At 61.9% G+C, this 14,959-nt stretch carries 13 protein-coding genes and 1 pseudogene; 13 read left to right on the top strand and 1 reads right to left on the bottom strand.

The window, feature by feature from the left end:
* Nucleotides 1-46: 46 nt before the first annotated feature.
* From AB4N41_RS01375 to AB4N41_RS01325, 11 genes and pseudogenes are all read left to right on the top strand, one after another.
* On the top strand, nt 47-682 hold the full coding sequence (locus AB4N41_RS01375) for a MotA/TolQ/ExbB proton channel family protein (RefSeq protein ID WP_016771007.1): 636 nt from the start codon (nt 47-49) through the stop codon (nt 680-682).
* A complete protein-coding gene (locus tag AB4N41_RS01370) occupies nt 679-1,107 on the top strand; it encodes an ExbD/TolR family protein (RefSeq protein WP_041479458.1) in 429 nt (142 codons plus the stop codon). Before AB4N41_RS01375 ends, AB4N41_RS01370 begins: the two co-directional genes overlap by 4 nt.
* Nucleotides 1,107-2,117, top strand: coding sequence for a tetraacyldisaccharide 4'-kinase (gene lpxK, locus AB4N41_RS01365; protein ID WP_252876730.1), 1,011 nt, complete (start codon nt 1,107-1,109; stop codon nt 2,115-2,117). Before AB4N41_RS01370 ends, lpxK begins: the two co-directional genes overlap by 1 nt.
* A gap of 23 nt (nt 2,118-2,140) precedes the next feature.
* Nucleotides 2,141-2,326: a Trm112 family protein gene (locus tag AB4N41_RS01360; RefSeq protein WP_003179363.1), complete on the top strand. Its 186-nt coding sequence runs from the start codon at nt 2,141-2,143 to the stop codon at nt 2,324-2,326.
* A pseudogene (kdsB, locus tag AB4N41_RS01355) lies at nt 2,323-3,084 on the top strand (3-deoxy-manno-octulosonate cytidylyltransferase); the annotation flags it as partial. The gene AB4N41_RS01360 and the pseudogene kdsB, both read left to right, overlap by 4 nt.
* 3 nt (nt 3,085-3,087) lie before the next feature.
* Complete coding sequence (locus tag AB4N41_RS01350; RefSeq protein ID WP_095181615.1) at nt 3,088-3,552, top strand: low molecular weight protein-tyrosine-phosphatase; 465 nt, start codon at nt 3,088-3,090, stop codon at nt 3,550-3,552.
* Complete coding sequence (murB, locus tag AB4N41_RS01345) at nt 3,549-4,568, top strand: UDP-N-acetylmuramate dehydrogenase (RefSeq protein WP_095181616.1); 1,020 nt, start codon at nt 3,549-3,551, stop codon at nt 4,566-4,568. Before AB4N41_RS01350 ends, murB begins: the two co-directional genes overlap by 4 nt.
* 250 nt (nt 4,569-4,818) lie before the next feature.
* The gene (locus tag AB4N41_RS01340) at nt 4,819-5,289 is read left to right on the top strand and encodes a (2Fe-2S)-binding protein (RefSeq protein WP_252876729.1); all 471 of its coding nucleotides are present in this window, start codon (nt 4,819-4,821) and stop codon (nt 5,287-5,289) included.
* A complete protein-coding gene (locus AB4N41_RS01335; protein WP_236168396.1) occupies nt 5,286-7,607 on the top strand; it encodes a xanthine dehydrogenase family protein molybdopterin-binding subunit in 2,322 nt (773 codons plus the stop codon). Before AB4N41_RS01340 ends, AB4N41_RS01335 begins: the two co-directional genes overlap by 4 nt.
* Nucleotides 7,608-8,588, top strand: a complete 981-nt coding sequence (locus AB4N41_RS01330; protein ID WP_122507597.1) for an XdhC family protein — start codon at nt 7,608-7,610, stop codon at nt 8,586-8,588. It abuts the gene before it with no gap.
* The gene (locus tag AB4N41_RS01325) at nt 8,585-9,181 is read left to right on the top strand and encodes a nucleotidyltransferase family protein (protein ID WP_252876728.1); all 597 of its coding nucleotides are present in this window, start codon (nt 8,585-8,587) and stop codon (nt 9,179-9,181) included. The genes AB4N41_RS01330 and AB4N41_RS01325 overlap by 4 nt, the downstream gene beginning before the upstream one ends.
* 191 nt (nt 9,182-9,372) lie before the next feature.
* On the opposite strand, the gene rne is transcribed toward AB4N41_RS01325, so the two are convergent.
* Nucleotides 9,373-12,645, bottom strand: a complete 3,273-nt coding sequence (rne, locus tag AB4N41_RS01320) for a ribonuclease E (protein WP_252876727.1) — start codon at nt 12,643-12,645, stop codon at nt 9,373-9,375.
* Nucleotides 12,646-13,344: 699 nt separating this feature from the next.
* On the opposite strand from rne, the gene rluC reads away from it, so the two are divergent.
* Nucleotides 13,345-14,304, top strand: coding sequence for a 23S rRNA pseudouridine(955/2504/2580) synthase RluC (gene rluC, locus AB4N41_RS01315; RefSeq protein ID WP_016770994.1), 960 nt, complete (start codon nt 13,345-13,347; stop codon nt 14,302-14,304).
* Entirely contained in the window at nt 14,291-14,953 is a 663-nt protein-coding gene (locus AB4N41_RS01310) for an HAD-IA family hydrolase (protein ID WP_236168399.1), read from the top strand. The genes rluC and AB4N41_RS01310 overlap by 14 nt, the downstream gene beginning before the upstream one ends.
* The last annotated feature ends 6 nt before the right edge of the window (nt 14,954-14,959 follow it).

Here is a 14,959-nt window from a genome sequence, read left to right as displayed (position 1 = left end):
GGATCGGTATGGTAAAGTGGCGCACTTTTTCGAGGGGACTGTCACTGTGTGGGAATTGGTCAAATCCGGCGGCTGGATGATGTTGCCGATCATTCTGAGTTCCATCGCGGCCATGGCGATCGTCGCCGAGCGCCTGTGGACACTGCGCGCCAGTCGCGTCACCCCCGAGCATCTGCTGGGTCAGGTCTGGGTCTGGATCAAGGACAAGCAGCTCAACAAGGAAAAGCTCAAGGAGTTGCGAGCCAACTCGCCGCTGGGGGAAATCCTCGCCGCAGGCCTGGCCAATTCCAAGCATGGTCGCGAGATCATGAAAGAGTGCATCGAAGAGGCCGCCGCGCGGGTCATTCATGAACTCGAGCGCTACATCAACGCGCTCGGCACCATCGCCGCCATGGCGCCGTTGCTCGGCCTGCTTGGTACCGTGTTGGGCATGATCGACATTTTCAGTGCCTTCACCGGGTCCGGCATGACCACCAATGCTTCGGTACTGGCCGGCGGTATTTCCAAAGCGCTGATCACGACCGCAGCGGGCCTGATGGTCGGTATTCCGGCGGTGTTCTTCCACCGCTTCCTGCAACGTCGTATCGACGAGCTGGTGGTCGGCATGGAGCAGGAAGCGATCAAACTGGTGGAAGTGGTGCAGGGCGACCGTGATGTCGACCTGGCCGAGGGCAAAGCGTGAAATTCCGTCGCAAGCCCCGGGAAACCGTGGACATCAACCTCGCGTCGCTGATCGACGTGGTGTTTATCCTGCTGCTGTTTTTCGTGGTCACTACCACTTTCACTCGGGAAACCCAGTTGCGCGTGGATCTGCCGGAAGCGGTCAGCGGTTCGCCCGCCGAAGATCAGCAGGTCAAACAGCTGGATGTCGCGATCAGTGCCGAAGGCGTGTTCTCGGTGAACAACAAGATTCTGCCGAAGAATGATCTGCCGACGCTGATGGAAGCCATGCAGAAAGAATCCAACGGCGACACCAACATGCCGCTGTCGATCAGTGCCGATGGCAAGGCCCAGCATCAATCGGTGATCACTGCCATGGACGCGGCCGGCAAGCTCGGTTTCAGCCATCTGCGCATGACCACGGTCGAGGCGGCGCCGAAATCCTGATGAGCCTGTCCGATCGCCTGCTCGCCGCGTGGTATCAGGGGCACCCGGCCCTGACGCTGCTGCGACCACTGGAAATGCTGTATCGCCGCGTGGTGATCAACAAGCGTCAGCGCTTTCTCGATGGTGAAGGTGAGATCTACCAGTCGCCGGTGCCGCTGATCGTGGTCGGCAATATCACCGTTGGCGGTACCGGCAAGACGCCGATGATTCTCTGGCTGATCGAACATTGCCGACGCCGTGGACTGCGCGTTGGCGTGGTCAGTCGTGGTTATGGCGCCAAACCGCCGCAACTGCCGTGGCGGGTTGAGGCCAAGCACAGCGCCGAGGTTGCCGGTGACGAGCCGTTGCTGATCGTCCAGCGCACCGGCGTGCCGCTGATGATCGATCCCGATCGCAGCGCCGCCGTCAAAGCCTTGATCGCCAGTGAACCGCTGGACCTGATTCTGTCTGACGACGGCATGCAGCATTATCGCCTCGCGCGGGATCTGGAACTGGTGCTGATCGACGCTGCACGTGGCCTGGGCAACCAGCGCTGTCTGCCGGCCGGGCCGTTGCGTGAGCCGGTCGAGCGCCTGCAAAGTGTCGATGGCGTGCTGTTCAACGGTGCCCTTGATGATCGCGACGATGGTTTCGCCTTCCGCCTGCAACCCACGGCCCTGGTCAATCTGCGCAGCGGCGAACGTCAGTCACTGGAGCATTTCCCGCCCGGGCAAGCGCTGCACGCGGTGGCCGGTATCGGCAATCCGCAACGTTTCTTCAATACCCTCGAAGCGCTAGACTGGCGGCCAGTCCCGCATGCATTTGCCGACCACGCCGAGTACAGCGTGCAGGCGTTGAATTTCACCCCGTCATTGCCGTTGGTGATGACCGAAAAGGACGCGGTGAAGTGCCGTGCCTTTGCTGCTGCCGACTGGTGGTATCTGGCGGTCGATGCCGTGCCGTCGCCAGCCTTCGTGGCCTGGTTCGACACCCAGCTGATGCGCCTGTTGCCGGATCGTCTGCTGCCTTAACTCTTTTATTTCTGGGAATGTTCATGGACACCAAACTGCTCGACATCCTCGCTTGCCCCGTGTGCAAAGGCCCGCTCAAGCTCAGTGCCGACAAGACCGAACTGATCAGCAAGGGCGCCGGCCTGGCGTACCCGATCCGCGACGGCATCCCGGTGATGCTGGAAAGCGAAGCGCGCACCCTGACCACCGACGAGCGCCTGGATAAATGACCACAGCCTTCACCGTTGTCATCCCATCGCGGTTCGCCTCGACCCGTCTGCCGGGCAAGCCGTTGCTGGATATTGCCGGCAAGCCGATGATCCAGCATGTCTGGGAACAGGCGAGCAAAAGCAGCGCGACCCGCGTCGTGGTTGCCACCGATGACGCGCGCATCGTCGAGGCGTGCAAAAGCTTTGGCGCCGAAGTGGTGCTGACCCGTGAAGATCACAATTCCGGCACCGATCGTCTGGCCGAGGTCGCAGCGAAACTCGGTCTTGCGCCTGATGCGATCGTGGTCAACGTCCAGGGCGATGAGCCGCTGATTCCGCCAAGCGTGATTGATCAGGTCGCCGCTAACCTGGCCGCTCACACCGAAGCGCGCATGGCCACGCTGGCTGAGCCGATCGAAGACGTGGAAACCCTGTTCAACCCCAACGTGGTCAAGGTCGCCAGCGACATCAACGGCCTCGCGCTGACTTTCAGCCGCGCGACCTTGCCGTGGGCTCGCGATGCATTTGCCAAGAGCCGCGAGCAGCTGCCGGAAGGCGTGCCCTATCGCCGCCACATCGGTATTTATGCCTATCGCGCCGGGTTCCTCCACGACTTCGTGAGCTGGGGGCCGTGCTGGCTGGAAAACACCGAATCCCTCGAGCAACTGCGTGCCTTGTGGCATGGCGTGCGCATTCATGTCGCTGACGCGCTGATCGCGCCGCCGACCGGTGTCGACACCGTCGAAGACCTTGAGCGGGTTCGTCGCCTGCTGGGGGGCCTGATGCGCGTTCTGTTTGTGTGCCTGGGCAACATCTGCCGTTCGCCCACCGCCGAAGGCGTGTTGCGCCACAAGTTGCGTGAAGCCGGGCTGGCAAATGTGGTCGAAGTAGCCTCCGCCGGCACCGGTGACTGGCACGTCGGCAACCCGCCGGACAAGCGCAGCCAGGCGGCGGCGAAACTGCGCGGTTATGACCTGTCGACGCAACGCGCGCAGCAGGTCAGCCGGGCCGATTTCGCCAGCTACGACCTGATTCTCGCCATGGACAACAGCAATCTGCGCAACCTCAAGGCTTTGCAGCCATCCACCGGCAGGGCCGAGCTGGATCTGTTCCTGCGTCGTTATGCCGGGCTGGTCGATGAAGTGCCGGACCCGTATTACGACGGCGATCAGGGTTTCGAGCAGGTGCTGGATCTGATAGAAGCGGCCTGCGACCAGTTGCTGATCGAAGTGAAGGGCCGTTTATGAGTTTGCAGGTGCAACCGCAAGTATCGTTGCAGGCCTTCAATACGTTCGGCGTCGATGTGCGCGCGCAGCTGTTTGCCGAAGCCCACAGCGATGACGATGTCCGCGAAGCGCTGGCCTATGCCGCTTCCCATGACGTGCCGTTACTGGTGATCGGCGGCGGTAGCAACTTGCTGCTGACGGCGGATATTCCGGCGTTGGTGCTGCGCATGGTCACGCGCGGCATCCGCGTGCTCAGCGATGATGGCAGTCGCGTGGTGGTCGAGGCGGAAGCGGGCGAACCGTGGCATCCGTTCGTGCAGCACACGCTGGCCCAGGGTTTTGCCGGGCTGGAAAACCTCAGCCTGATTCCCGGCACCGTCGGCGCCGCGCCGATGCAGAACATCGGCGCCTATGGCGTCGAGATCAAGGACGTGTTTGCTGGCCTGACCGCGCTGGACCGCGAGAGCGGCGAGCTGCGTGATTTCAGTCTGGAAGACTGCAATTTCGGCTACCGCGACAGCCTGTTCAAGCAGCAGCCGGGACGTTGGCTGATTCTGCGGGTGCGCTTCAAGCTTGATCGCGCAGCGCACCTGCATCTGGAATACGGTCCGGTGCGCCAGCGCCTGAGCGAGCAGGGCATCGAGCAGCCGACGCCCACCGATGTCAGCCGCGCCATCTGCAGCATCCGCAGCGAAAAACTGCCGGACCCGGCGGTGCTCGGCAATGCCGGCAGCTTCTTCAAGAATCCGCTGGTGCCTGCCGCTGTGGTCACGCAGATCAAAGCGCAGCACCCGGATCTGGTGGCTTACCCGCAAGCGGACGGGCAGATGAAACTGGCCGCTGGCTGGCTGATCGAACGCGCCGGCTGGAAGGGTTTTCGCGATGGCGATGCCGGCGTGCACAAGTTGCAGGCGCTGGTGCTGGTCAACTACGGCACGGCCACCGGCCCGCAACTGCTCGACCTGGCGCAACGTATCCAGAAAGACATCGCCGAGCGCTTCCATGTCGAACTGGAAATGGAGCCCAATCGGTATTGAGGCTACGCTTGCCTGACGCCATCCAAAGCCCTGCACTGATGAAAAAAGTGCAGGGCTTTTTTGTTAATGCTGGGTTAACTTAGCGACCTAACGATACCTACCATTTGCTCCACCCAAAGGCCCGGTGCAGACGTTCCCGTCGGCGCAAGAGAGCCTGATTAGCCTGAGTCGATCTGCGCGAACCCACCGCTGATTTTCCGGCGGCAGATTGCTCGACCCCATAACCACTAAAAAATATGCGGGCGTGCCCATGATTACCCTGAAACTCAACGGTCAAGACCACTCCCTCGATGTCACCGAAGACATGCCGCTGTTGTGGGCGATTCGTGACGTCGCCGGTTACAACGGCACCAAATTCGGTTGCGGCATGGGCCTGTGCGGCGCCTGCACCATCCATATCGACGGCTTGCCGGCACGCAGTTGCATCACGCCGATCGGCTCGGTGATCGGCCAGAACGTCACCACCATCGATAATGTCCACGCCGACCCGGTAGGCAAGGTCGTGCAGCAAGCCTGGCTCGACAGTGCCGTGGCCCAATGTGGTTATTGCCAGGGCGGGCAGATCATGTCGGCCACCGCTCTGCTGAAAACCAATCCGAACCCGAGCGACGAGCAGATCGAAGAAGCCATGGTCGGCAACATCTGCCGCTGCGGTACTTACAACCGGATCAAAACCGCGATCCGCCAGGCCTCCACCCATCTGAAGGAGGTGAAGGCATGAGCCGCGTCCCGAATGATTTCGCCCTGAGCAACCTCAGCCGCCGTGGCTTTCTCAAAGGCGTCGGCGCCACCAGCGCGCTGGTCCTCGCCGCGAGCTGGGGCTGGCAGGATGCGCTAGCCGATGACGCTGCGAAGAAGTTTGGCGCCGATGGCATGCCCAATGGCTGGATCGACGATCCCAAGGTCTACGTGAGCATTGCTGCCGATGGCAGCGTCACCGTGGTGTGCAACCGTTCGGAAATGGGCCAGGGCGTGCGCACCAGCCTGAGTATGGTGGTTGCCGATGAGCTTGAGGCCGATTGGGCGCAGGTCAAAGTGCAGCAGGCGCCGGGTGACGAAGTGCGCTTCGGCAACCAGGACACCGATGGTTCGCGCAGCATGCGTCACTGGTACGAGCCGATGCGTCGTTGCGGCGCCGCCGCGCGAACCATGCTCGAACAGGCCGCCGCTGCACAGTGGAAAGTACCGGTCGGCGAATGCCATGCGCAACTGCACAAAGTCATTCACAAACCGTCCGGCCGTGAACTGGGTTACGGCGAACTCGCCGCTGCCGCCAGTGCGCTGGCAGTACCGGCGCGTGACAGCCTGCGACTCAAGCAGCCGTCGGAATTTCGCTACATCGGCAAGGAAGGCACCAAGGCCATCGACGGTGCCGATATCGTCAATGGCCGCGCAGTGTACGGCGCCGATGTGCATTTCGATGGCATGCTCTACGCCACCATCGCTCGCCCGGCGGTTTATGGAGGCAAGGTCAAAAGCCTCGATGACAGCGCCGCGCTGAAAGTCCCTGGCGTGCTAAAAGTCATGCAGATCGAAGGCCGGCCATTGCCGTCGGAGTTCCAGCCACTAGGCGGCGTCGCGGTTGTGGCCAGCAATACCTGGGCGGCGATCAAGGGCCGCGAGGCGCTGAAGATCGAGTGGGATGACGGCCCGAATGCCAGTTATGACTCGATTGCCTATCGCAAAGAGCTTGAAGCCGCGTCGCTGAAGGCCGGCAAAGTGGTGCGCAACACCGGTGACATCGACAAGGCCTTGAGCGGTGCCGCCAGCACCCTCGAAGCCTCGTACTATCTGCCGCATCTGGCGCAGGCGCCGATGGAACCGATGGTTGCCATTGCCCGTTACAAGGACGGCGTGTGCGAAGCCTGGGCGCCGAGTCAGGCACCGCAGGTCACCCGCGAGCGCATCGCCGAGCGCTTGGGCGTGCCGTTCGAAAAGGTCACCGTCAACGTGACATTGCTGGGCGGTGGTTTCGGGCGCAAGTCGAAACCGGACTTCGTCGTCGAAGCGGCGATTCTCGCCAAGGAATTTCCGGGCAAGGCTGTACGGGTGCAGTGGACGCGCGAAGATGACATCCACAATTCGTATTTCCACACCGTGTCGGCGGAATATCTCAAGGCCGGAATCGACAAGAACGGCATGCCGTCCGGCTGGCTGCATCGCACCGTGGCGCCGAGCATCACCGCGTTGTTTGCGCCGGACATGAACCATGAGGCGGCGTTCGAGCTGGGCATGGGCTTTACCAACATGGCCTACGCGATTCCTAACGTGCGCCTGGAAAACCCCGAAGCCAAGGTACACACGCGGGTTGGCTGGTATCGCTCGGTGTCGAACATTCCCCACGGCTTCGCGATTCAGAGTTTCGTCGACGAACTGGCGCACAAGGCCGGGGAAGATCCGCTCAAGTACCAGATCAAATTGCTCGGCCCGGACCGGCAGATCGATCCTCGCACCTTGAGCGAAGAGTGGAACTACGGCGAATCGCCCGAGCGTTATCCGATCGACACCGGGCGCATGCGCACGGTGCTGGAAACTGCCGCCAAGGCCGCCGGTTGGGGGCGCAAACTGCCCAAGGGCCGTGGCCTCGGTCTGGCGGTGCATTACAGCTTCGTAACCTATGTGGCGGCAGTGATCGAAGTCGAGGTCAAGGATGACGGTTCACTGATCGTGCACAAGGCCGACATCGCCGTGGACTGCGGGCCGCAGATCAACCCTGAGCGCATCCGTTCGCAGTTCGAAGGTGCGTGCGTCATGGGCCTGGGCAACGCTGTGCTCGGTGAGATCAGCTTCAAGGACGGCAAAGTCCAGCAGGACAACTTCCATATGTACGAGGTCGCGCGCATGTCGCTGGCGCCCAAGGAAGTCGCGGTGCATCTGGTCACGCCGCCGGGTGACGTGCCGCTGGGTGGCGTTGGTGAACCGGGCGTGCCGCCGATTGCTCCGGCGCTGTGCAATGCGATCTTCGCCGCCACCGGCAAGCGCATCCGCAATCTGCCGGTGCGGTATCAGTTGCAAGGCTGGCAGAAGGCGGAGGCGTAAATGGACAGCGTCGATCTCAACGTCCTGCGCAGCGTCCTCGAGTGGCGCCGTGCCGGGCAGCGGGTGGTGCTGTTCAGCGTGGTGCAGACCTGGGGCACCGCGCCGCGCTCGCCCGGCGCCATGCTCGCCTTGCGCGAGGACGGCGTGGTGATCGGTTCGGTGTCAGGCGGCTGTGTCGAAGATGACCTGATCGCGCGGCTGCACGACGGCCGCATTGCCACCGATGGTCCGCCAGTGCAGATGATTACCTACGGCGTGACCCGCGAAGAGGCCGCGCGTTTCGGCCTGCCTTGCGGCGGCACCCTGCGCCTGACCGAAGAGCGCGTCGGCGACCCGGCGTGGGTGGCCGAGCTGCTGCAGCGTTGCGAAAACCATGAAATCGTTGCCCGTGAACTCAACATCGAAACCGGCGAGGTGCGCCTGGCTCCGGCGAGTAAAACCGATTCGCTGGTGTTCGACGGCAAGGTTCTGCGGGCGATTTACGGTCCGCGCTGGCGCTTGTTGCTGATCGGTGCCGGGCAGTTGTCGCGCTACGTCGCCGACATGGCGCGGCTGCTGGATTTCGAAGTGCTGATCTGCGATCCGCGCACCGAGTTCGTTTACGGCTGGGAAGAGCAGCATGGCCGTTTCGTCCCCGGCATGCCGGATGAAGCTGTGCTGAACATCCAGACCGACGAGCGCACGGCGATTGTCGCCTTGACTCACGATCCACGCCTGGATGACATGGCTTTGCTCACCGCGCTCGACTCGCCGGCGTTTTACGTCGGCGCGCTCGGTTCGCGGGTCAACAGCCAGAAGCGCCGGGAAAATCTGGCTCAGCTAGGCTTGTCGCAAGCATCGATTGATCGCTTGCACGGGCCGATCGGCCTGCACATCGGTAGTCATTCGCCGGCAGAGATCGCTTTGTCCTTGCTGGCGGAAATTGTCGCGATCAAGAACGGTGTGGAGTTGAAGCAGAAAAAACCGCTGGAGGGTGCATGAGCCATTCCATCGCAGTGATCGTGCTGGCAGCAGGCGAGGGCAAACGCTTTCGCCAGATCGCCGGTCCCGACAAAGACAAATTGCTCGCTGATTGCACCGGGCGTGACGGCGCGGTGCGCTCGGTAATCGAGCAGGTGCTGGTGAACCTGCCGGCCAGTCTCGACAAGCGCGTACTGGTCACCACCGAAGCGCGACCACAGGCGATGCGCATGGCCCAGGCATATGGCTGCGACGTGGTGTCAATCGAGTCGACCGGCATGGGCGACAGCATTGCCGCAGGTGTTGCTGCTTGTCCTGACGCGAATGGCTGGCTGATTGTTCTCGGCGATATGCCGTTTATCTTGCCTTCGAGTATCGAGAGAGTGGTCGCGGCGATGGCTGATGACGCGGTAAGTGTGCCGGTGCTGGGTGGCGAGTTTGGCCATCCGGTGGGGTTTGGCCGCTCGTTTGGCGCGCAGTTGCAGGCGCTGACCGGCGATCGTGGCGCACGGCCGTTGTTTGCGCAGGGCAGGGTGGTGGAAGTAGCGGTGGAAGATCCGGGGGTGTTGTGGGATATCGATATGCCTGAATCTCTGGTATTTCCTCGGCCCTGAGCCGTGTTGAAATTCCTTGTGGGAGCGAGCCTGCTCGCGAATGCGCTGGTTCAGCTACATGAATATTGTCTGACCTAGCGCTTTCGCGAGCAGGCTCGCTCCCACAAAGGTTGTGGATGATGCTGGTATCTCAGGCAATAAAAAGCCCCGCCAGGCTTTCACCGGGCGGGGCTTTTTAATGGCTTCAGGAATTACACGAGTGGTTTAGGCTCGTGCTCTTTTTCCTGGGCTTCTTCGCGCTGTTCAACCGCGTCCTGAACGGAGCGTGGTGCTTCAGCGATCACCGCTTCAACCGATGCTTCTTCCGCGACCGGGGCAGGGGCTGCCTCGATCACTTCAGCCGCAGCGGCTGGTTCGGCAGCCACTGGCGCTGCAGCGGCAGCCAGTTCGGCTTCCTTCTGCAGGCGCTCGGCTTCACGCTTGCGACGACGCACTTCACGCGGGTCGTTTGGCGCACGGCCGTTTGGCGTCAGGGCGCTGACCGGAGCCGGAGCTTCAACCACCGGGGCTGGCGCTTCGACTGCGGCTGGTGCTTCTTCAGCCTGAGCTTCGGCAACCGGAGCTTCAACTACTGGTGTCGGCGCCGGTTCTGCTGCTGCAACTACTGGTTCGGAAACCATGGCCTGCGGTACTTCGGCTTCAGCGACTGGCGCTGGAGCTTCGGTGACGGCTGGCTCGGCAACCCAGTTGAACGCAGTCTGCTCTTCGCGAACTTCACGCACGGTTTTGGTCACGTTTTCGCTGACGGTTTCGGTCGCTGGTTCGGATTCAGCAACTGGCGCTTCAACGACAGCTTCCGGTTCGGCAGGCGCTTCAACCTGAGGCTGAGCTTCGCGGACCGGGGCGACTTCGATTTCCGGTGCAGCAGTCACTTCCACTGGAGTGCTGGCTTCGACAACCGGCGCTTCGACTGGAGCGGTTTCCAGTGTGGCGGCAGTGGCGCGTTCAGCCTGCTCGTGAGCTTCGGCTTCTGCCGGAGCGCTGATGGTGCTGCTGGCAACGGCAGCGGTGACAGCCAGGCCAGCGGCCAGATCGGCAGTGCTTGGCTCGCCAGCGTTTTCAGCGGACTCGGATTCTTCCGAACCTTCGATCACGTTGCCGTTGGCATCACGTTGACGCTCGCGACGGTTGCTGCGACGGCGCTGACCACGGGAGCGACGACGTGGACGATCGCCTTCGGCGTTGTCCTGACCGTCTTCCGGCAGTTGCTCTTCGTTGTTGCTGTTCACTTCTTCTTCAGCAACGGCAGCAGCGGCCTGCTCGGCACGCGGTTGACGCTCTTCACGCGGCGCACGCGGGGCGCGTTCTTCGCGTGGCTGACGGGCCGGACGCTCTTCAGCGGTCACGGCAGCAACAGCAGCGGCTGCGGCTGGCACGGCGTCCAGTGGCTCGCGCAGTTCACGTACGCGTTCTTCACGCTCGCCACGCGGCTTGCGATCTTCACGCGGTGCACGCGGTGCACGTTCTTCACGCGGGGCACGTGGTGCGCGCTCTTCGCGGGCTACCGGCGCTTCGCTGCGGGTTTCACGCGGCTCGCGGGCTTCGCGTGGCTGGCGCTCTTCGCGCGGCTCGCGTGGTGCGCGCTCTTCACGTGGAGCACGTTCTTCGCGCGGCTTGCGTTCTTCATCGCGGCGACCGTTGCGGTTGCGGCTCTGCTGACGACCGTTGCGACGCTCTTCGTTGCGGGCAGGACGCTCGGTGGCAGCCGGTTTCGCGACAGCGACCGGTGCGGCTGGCTCTTCCTTGGTGGCGAACAGGCTGACCAGCGACTTCACCAGACCCTTGAACAGGCTTGGCTCAGGCGCGGCAACTGGTGCTGGAGCTGGTGCGGCAGGTGCAACTTCAGTCGGCACCGGTGCGTTGGCACGGGCCGGCGCAGTTTTCACCGCAGCTTCCTGGCGAACCAGAGTGCGGGTCGCAGCGGCTGGCTGGACTTCTTCGACTTCGGCAGCGGCGGCAGCGATTTCGTAGCTGGACTGGTTGGTCGCGGCTTCCGGGCTGTCGTCACGCAGGCGCTGAACTTCGAAGTGCGGCGTCTCGAGGTGATCGTTCGGCAGAATGACGATGCGGGCACGGGTGCGCAGTTCGATCTTGGTGATCGAGTTGCGTTTTTCGTTGAGCAGGAACGCGGCGACCGGGATCGGCACTTGCGCGCGAACTTCGGCGGTGCGGTCTTTCAGGGCTTCTTCTTCGATCAGGCGCAGGATGGCCAGCGACAGCGATTCAACGTCACGGATGATGCCGGTGCCGTTGCAACGCGGGCAGACGATGCCGCTGCTTTCGCCCAGCGATGGACGCAGGCGCTGACGGGACATTTCCAGCAGACCGAAACGCGAGATGCGGCCGATCTGCACACGGGCGCGGTCAGCTTCCAGGCATTCGCGGACTTTCTCTTCCACGGCGCGCTGGTTCTTGGCCGGGGTCATGTCGATGAAGTCGATGACGATCAGGCCGCCGATGTCGCGCAGGCGCAACTGACGGGCGATTTCTTCGGCGGCTTCAAGGTTGGTCTGCAGCGCGGTTTCTTCGATATCGCTGCCTTTGGTGGCGCGCGCCGAGTTGATGTCGATGGACACCAGGGCTTCGGTCGGATCGATGACGATGGAGCCGCCGGAAGGCAGTTCGACGACGCGCTGGAACGCGGTCTCGATCTGGCTTTCGATCTGGAAACGGTTGAACAGTGGCACGCTGTCTTCGTACAGCTTGATCTTGCTGGCGTACTGCGGCATCACCTGGCGGATGAAGGTCAGGGCTTCGTCCTGGGCTTCAACGCTGTCGATCAGCACTTCGCCGATGTCCTGGCGCAGGTAATCGCGGATGGCGCGGATGATCACGTTGCTTTCCTGGTAAATCAGGAATGGCGCGGAGCGATCCAGCGAGGCTTCTTTGATGGCGGTCCACAGTTGCAGCAGGTAGTCGAGGTCCCACTGCATTTCTTCGCTGCTGCGGCCCAGGCCGGCAGTGCGCACGATCAGACCCATGTCGGCCGGAGCAACCAGACCGTTCAGCGCTTCACGCAGTTCGTTGCGTTCTTCGCCTTCGATGCGACGGGAGATGCCGCCGGCACGCGGGTTGTTCGGCATCAGTACGAGGTAACGACCGGCCAGGCTGATGAAGGTGGTCAGGGCGGCGCCCTTGTTCCCACGTTCTTCTTTCTCGACCTGAACGATGACTTCCTGGCCTTCGCTCAGGACGTCCTTGATGTTGACGCGGCCTTCTGGGGCTTTCTTGAAGTATTCGCGGGAGATTTCTTTGAGGGGCAGGAAGCCGTGGCGCTCGGAGCCGAAATCGACAAAGGCAGCCTCAAGGCTTGGTTCGATGCGAGTGATACGGCCTTTATAGATGTTGGCCTTTTTCTGCTCGCGTGCACCGGATTCGATGTCCAGGTCGTAGAGGCGTTGGCCATCTACCAGTGCAACACGCAACTCTTCGGGTTGAGTTGCGTTAATCAGCATTCTTTTCATGTAGTACCGTCGGTTTCCGGGCTGCCGGAAACGGCGTTCGGCACACACGACTTCTCACGGTCGGTGTCAGGTGCGTCGGGAGTGGTTGGCCATTCCCGTGTCCAGCGATGTGCGGCCAATTGGGCCGATACCGCGACGTACGCGTCCTGCTTGCTGTGGCTACTTAAGCACTCAGTCAGGAGGAGGAATCAACCAGCGGCTGTGGACGAGATGAAGCGTCTTGATCAAAGCTTGTTGCTACACAGTCCGGCGGTTGTGCATCTCCACCCTACACGTATCCCTGATAATTCGGGTGCTGCCGCGCGCAGAATCCGCAGCGGGTTGGCATTTACCGTGAGCTCCGAAAGGGGAGGTCACGCATCATGGCTAATTCAGGCGATGTTTCCGAAGCAATCGCTCGGGGTCATTCGCAGTCGACTGCACTTTGTGAACTGGCCTCGAATGTCGCCTGCCTGGCGAGTCAGAACTCTGCCCGGCGGTGTAATTCAGGCCTCATGTCACCTGCGCTCGTTACAACCGCAAACTCCACCGTTACGTAGCGAAAGCCCCGTAGGACGGCCTCGCGCCCTGGTGAATTGCGTTGGTCAGGGCCGGTCTTTGACCGTGGTTCCGCTGTCCAGGCCGCTTTTGGCGGCGTTCGCGACTATAGCAGCAATGATTAAGTGCTTCAATTCCATAAAAATTGTTATCATCCGCGGCATGACAACTACTGCCCCTTCGACTCCAGGCGTTCAACTGCTTGAAGTCTCGCCGGAGTATGCCGGCCAACGAATCGACAACTTTCTCCTCGCCCGGCTCAAGGGCGTGCCCAAGACCTTGATTTACCGCATTTTGCGCAAAGGCGAAGTGCGCGTGAACAAAGGTCGGATCAAGCCCGAATACAAGCTCCAGGCCGGCGACATCGTGCGCGTGCCGCCGGTTCGCGTGCCTGAGCGCGACGAACCGGTGCCGCTGGCCCAGGGGCTGTTGCAGCGCCTGGAAGCCTCGATTGTCTTCGAAGACAAGGCCCTGATCGTGATCAACAAGCCCGCCGGCATTGCGGTGCATGGCGGCAGCGGGCTGAATTTCGGCGTGATCGAAGCCTTTCGTCAGTTGCGTCCCGACGCCAAGGAACTGGAGCTGGTTCACCGTCTTGACCGTGACACCTCCGGCCTGCTGATGATCGCCAAGAAGCGCAGCATGTTGCGCCACCTGCACGAGCAGTTGCGCGGCGATGGCGTCGACAAGCGCTACATGGCGCTGGTCCGTGGCAACTGGGCAACCTCGATCAAGCAGGTTCGCGCTCCGCTGCTCAAGAGCAATCTGCGTTCCGGCGAGCGCATGGTCGAAGTCAATGACGAGGGCAAAGAAGCCCTGACGCTGTTCAAGGTGCTGCGCCGCTTCGGTGATTTTGCCACCATGGTCGAAGCTAAACCGGTTACCGGTCGTACCCACCAGATTCGCGTGCACACCTTGCATGCTGGCCATTGCATTGCCGGTGACAGTAAGTATGGCGACGAGGATTTCACCAAGGAAATCCGCGATCTGGGCGGTAAGCGTCTGTTCCTGCACGCTTACATGCTGACGGTGCCGCTGCCCGACGGCGGCAAGCTGAATCTGCAAGCGCCCGTCGATGAAATGTGGGCCAAGACCGTGGAGCGATTGAGTGCGCCCATCTGATTACAAGCTGCTGATTTTCGACTGGGACGGCACCCTCGCCGATTCCATCCATCGGATCGTCGAGGCCATGCACTCGGCGTCCGGGCGTTCCGGTTTCGAGCTGCGCGATGACTTCGCTGTCAAAGGCATCATCGGTCTCGGCTTGCCGGAGGCGATTCGCACGCTGTACCCCGAAATCAGCGACGCAGAAATGCTCGCGTTTCGTGAGTATTACGCCGATCACTACATCGCTGCCGAAGCCGTGCCGTCGCCGCTGTTCGAGGGCGTGGTCGAGTCGATGGCATCGTTTCGCGAGCAGGGTTATCACCTGGCGGTAGCGACGGGCAAGAACCGTCGCGGACTGGATCGGGTGCTCAAGGCCAATGGCTGGGAAGATTATTTCGATATCACCCGCGCCGCCGATGAAACTGCCAGCAAGCCGCACCCTCTGATGCTTGAGCAGATTGTCAGCCACTGCGGCGTACGTCCGGAGCAGGCGTTGATGGTCGGTGATTCGTCGTTCGATCTGCTGATGGCACGCAACGCGGGGATGGATTCGGTGGCGGTCAGTTATGGCGCGCAATCGATCGAGTCCCTGCAACAGTTCGAGCCGCGCCTGTCGATCGACCGTTTTTCTGAATTGCACGCCTGGCTGGGTCAGCAGGCTTAATACGTT

The organism is Pseudomonas sp. S2_A10, assembly GCF_054668465.1.
Note: the sequence above shows the minus strand (reverse complement) of the source record. Positions and strands in the feature narration are given on the sequence as shown.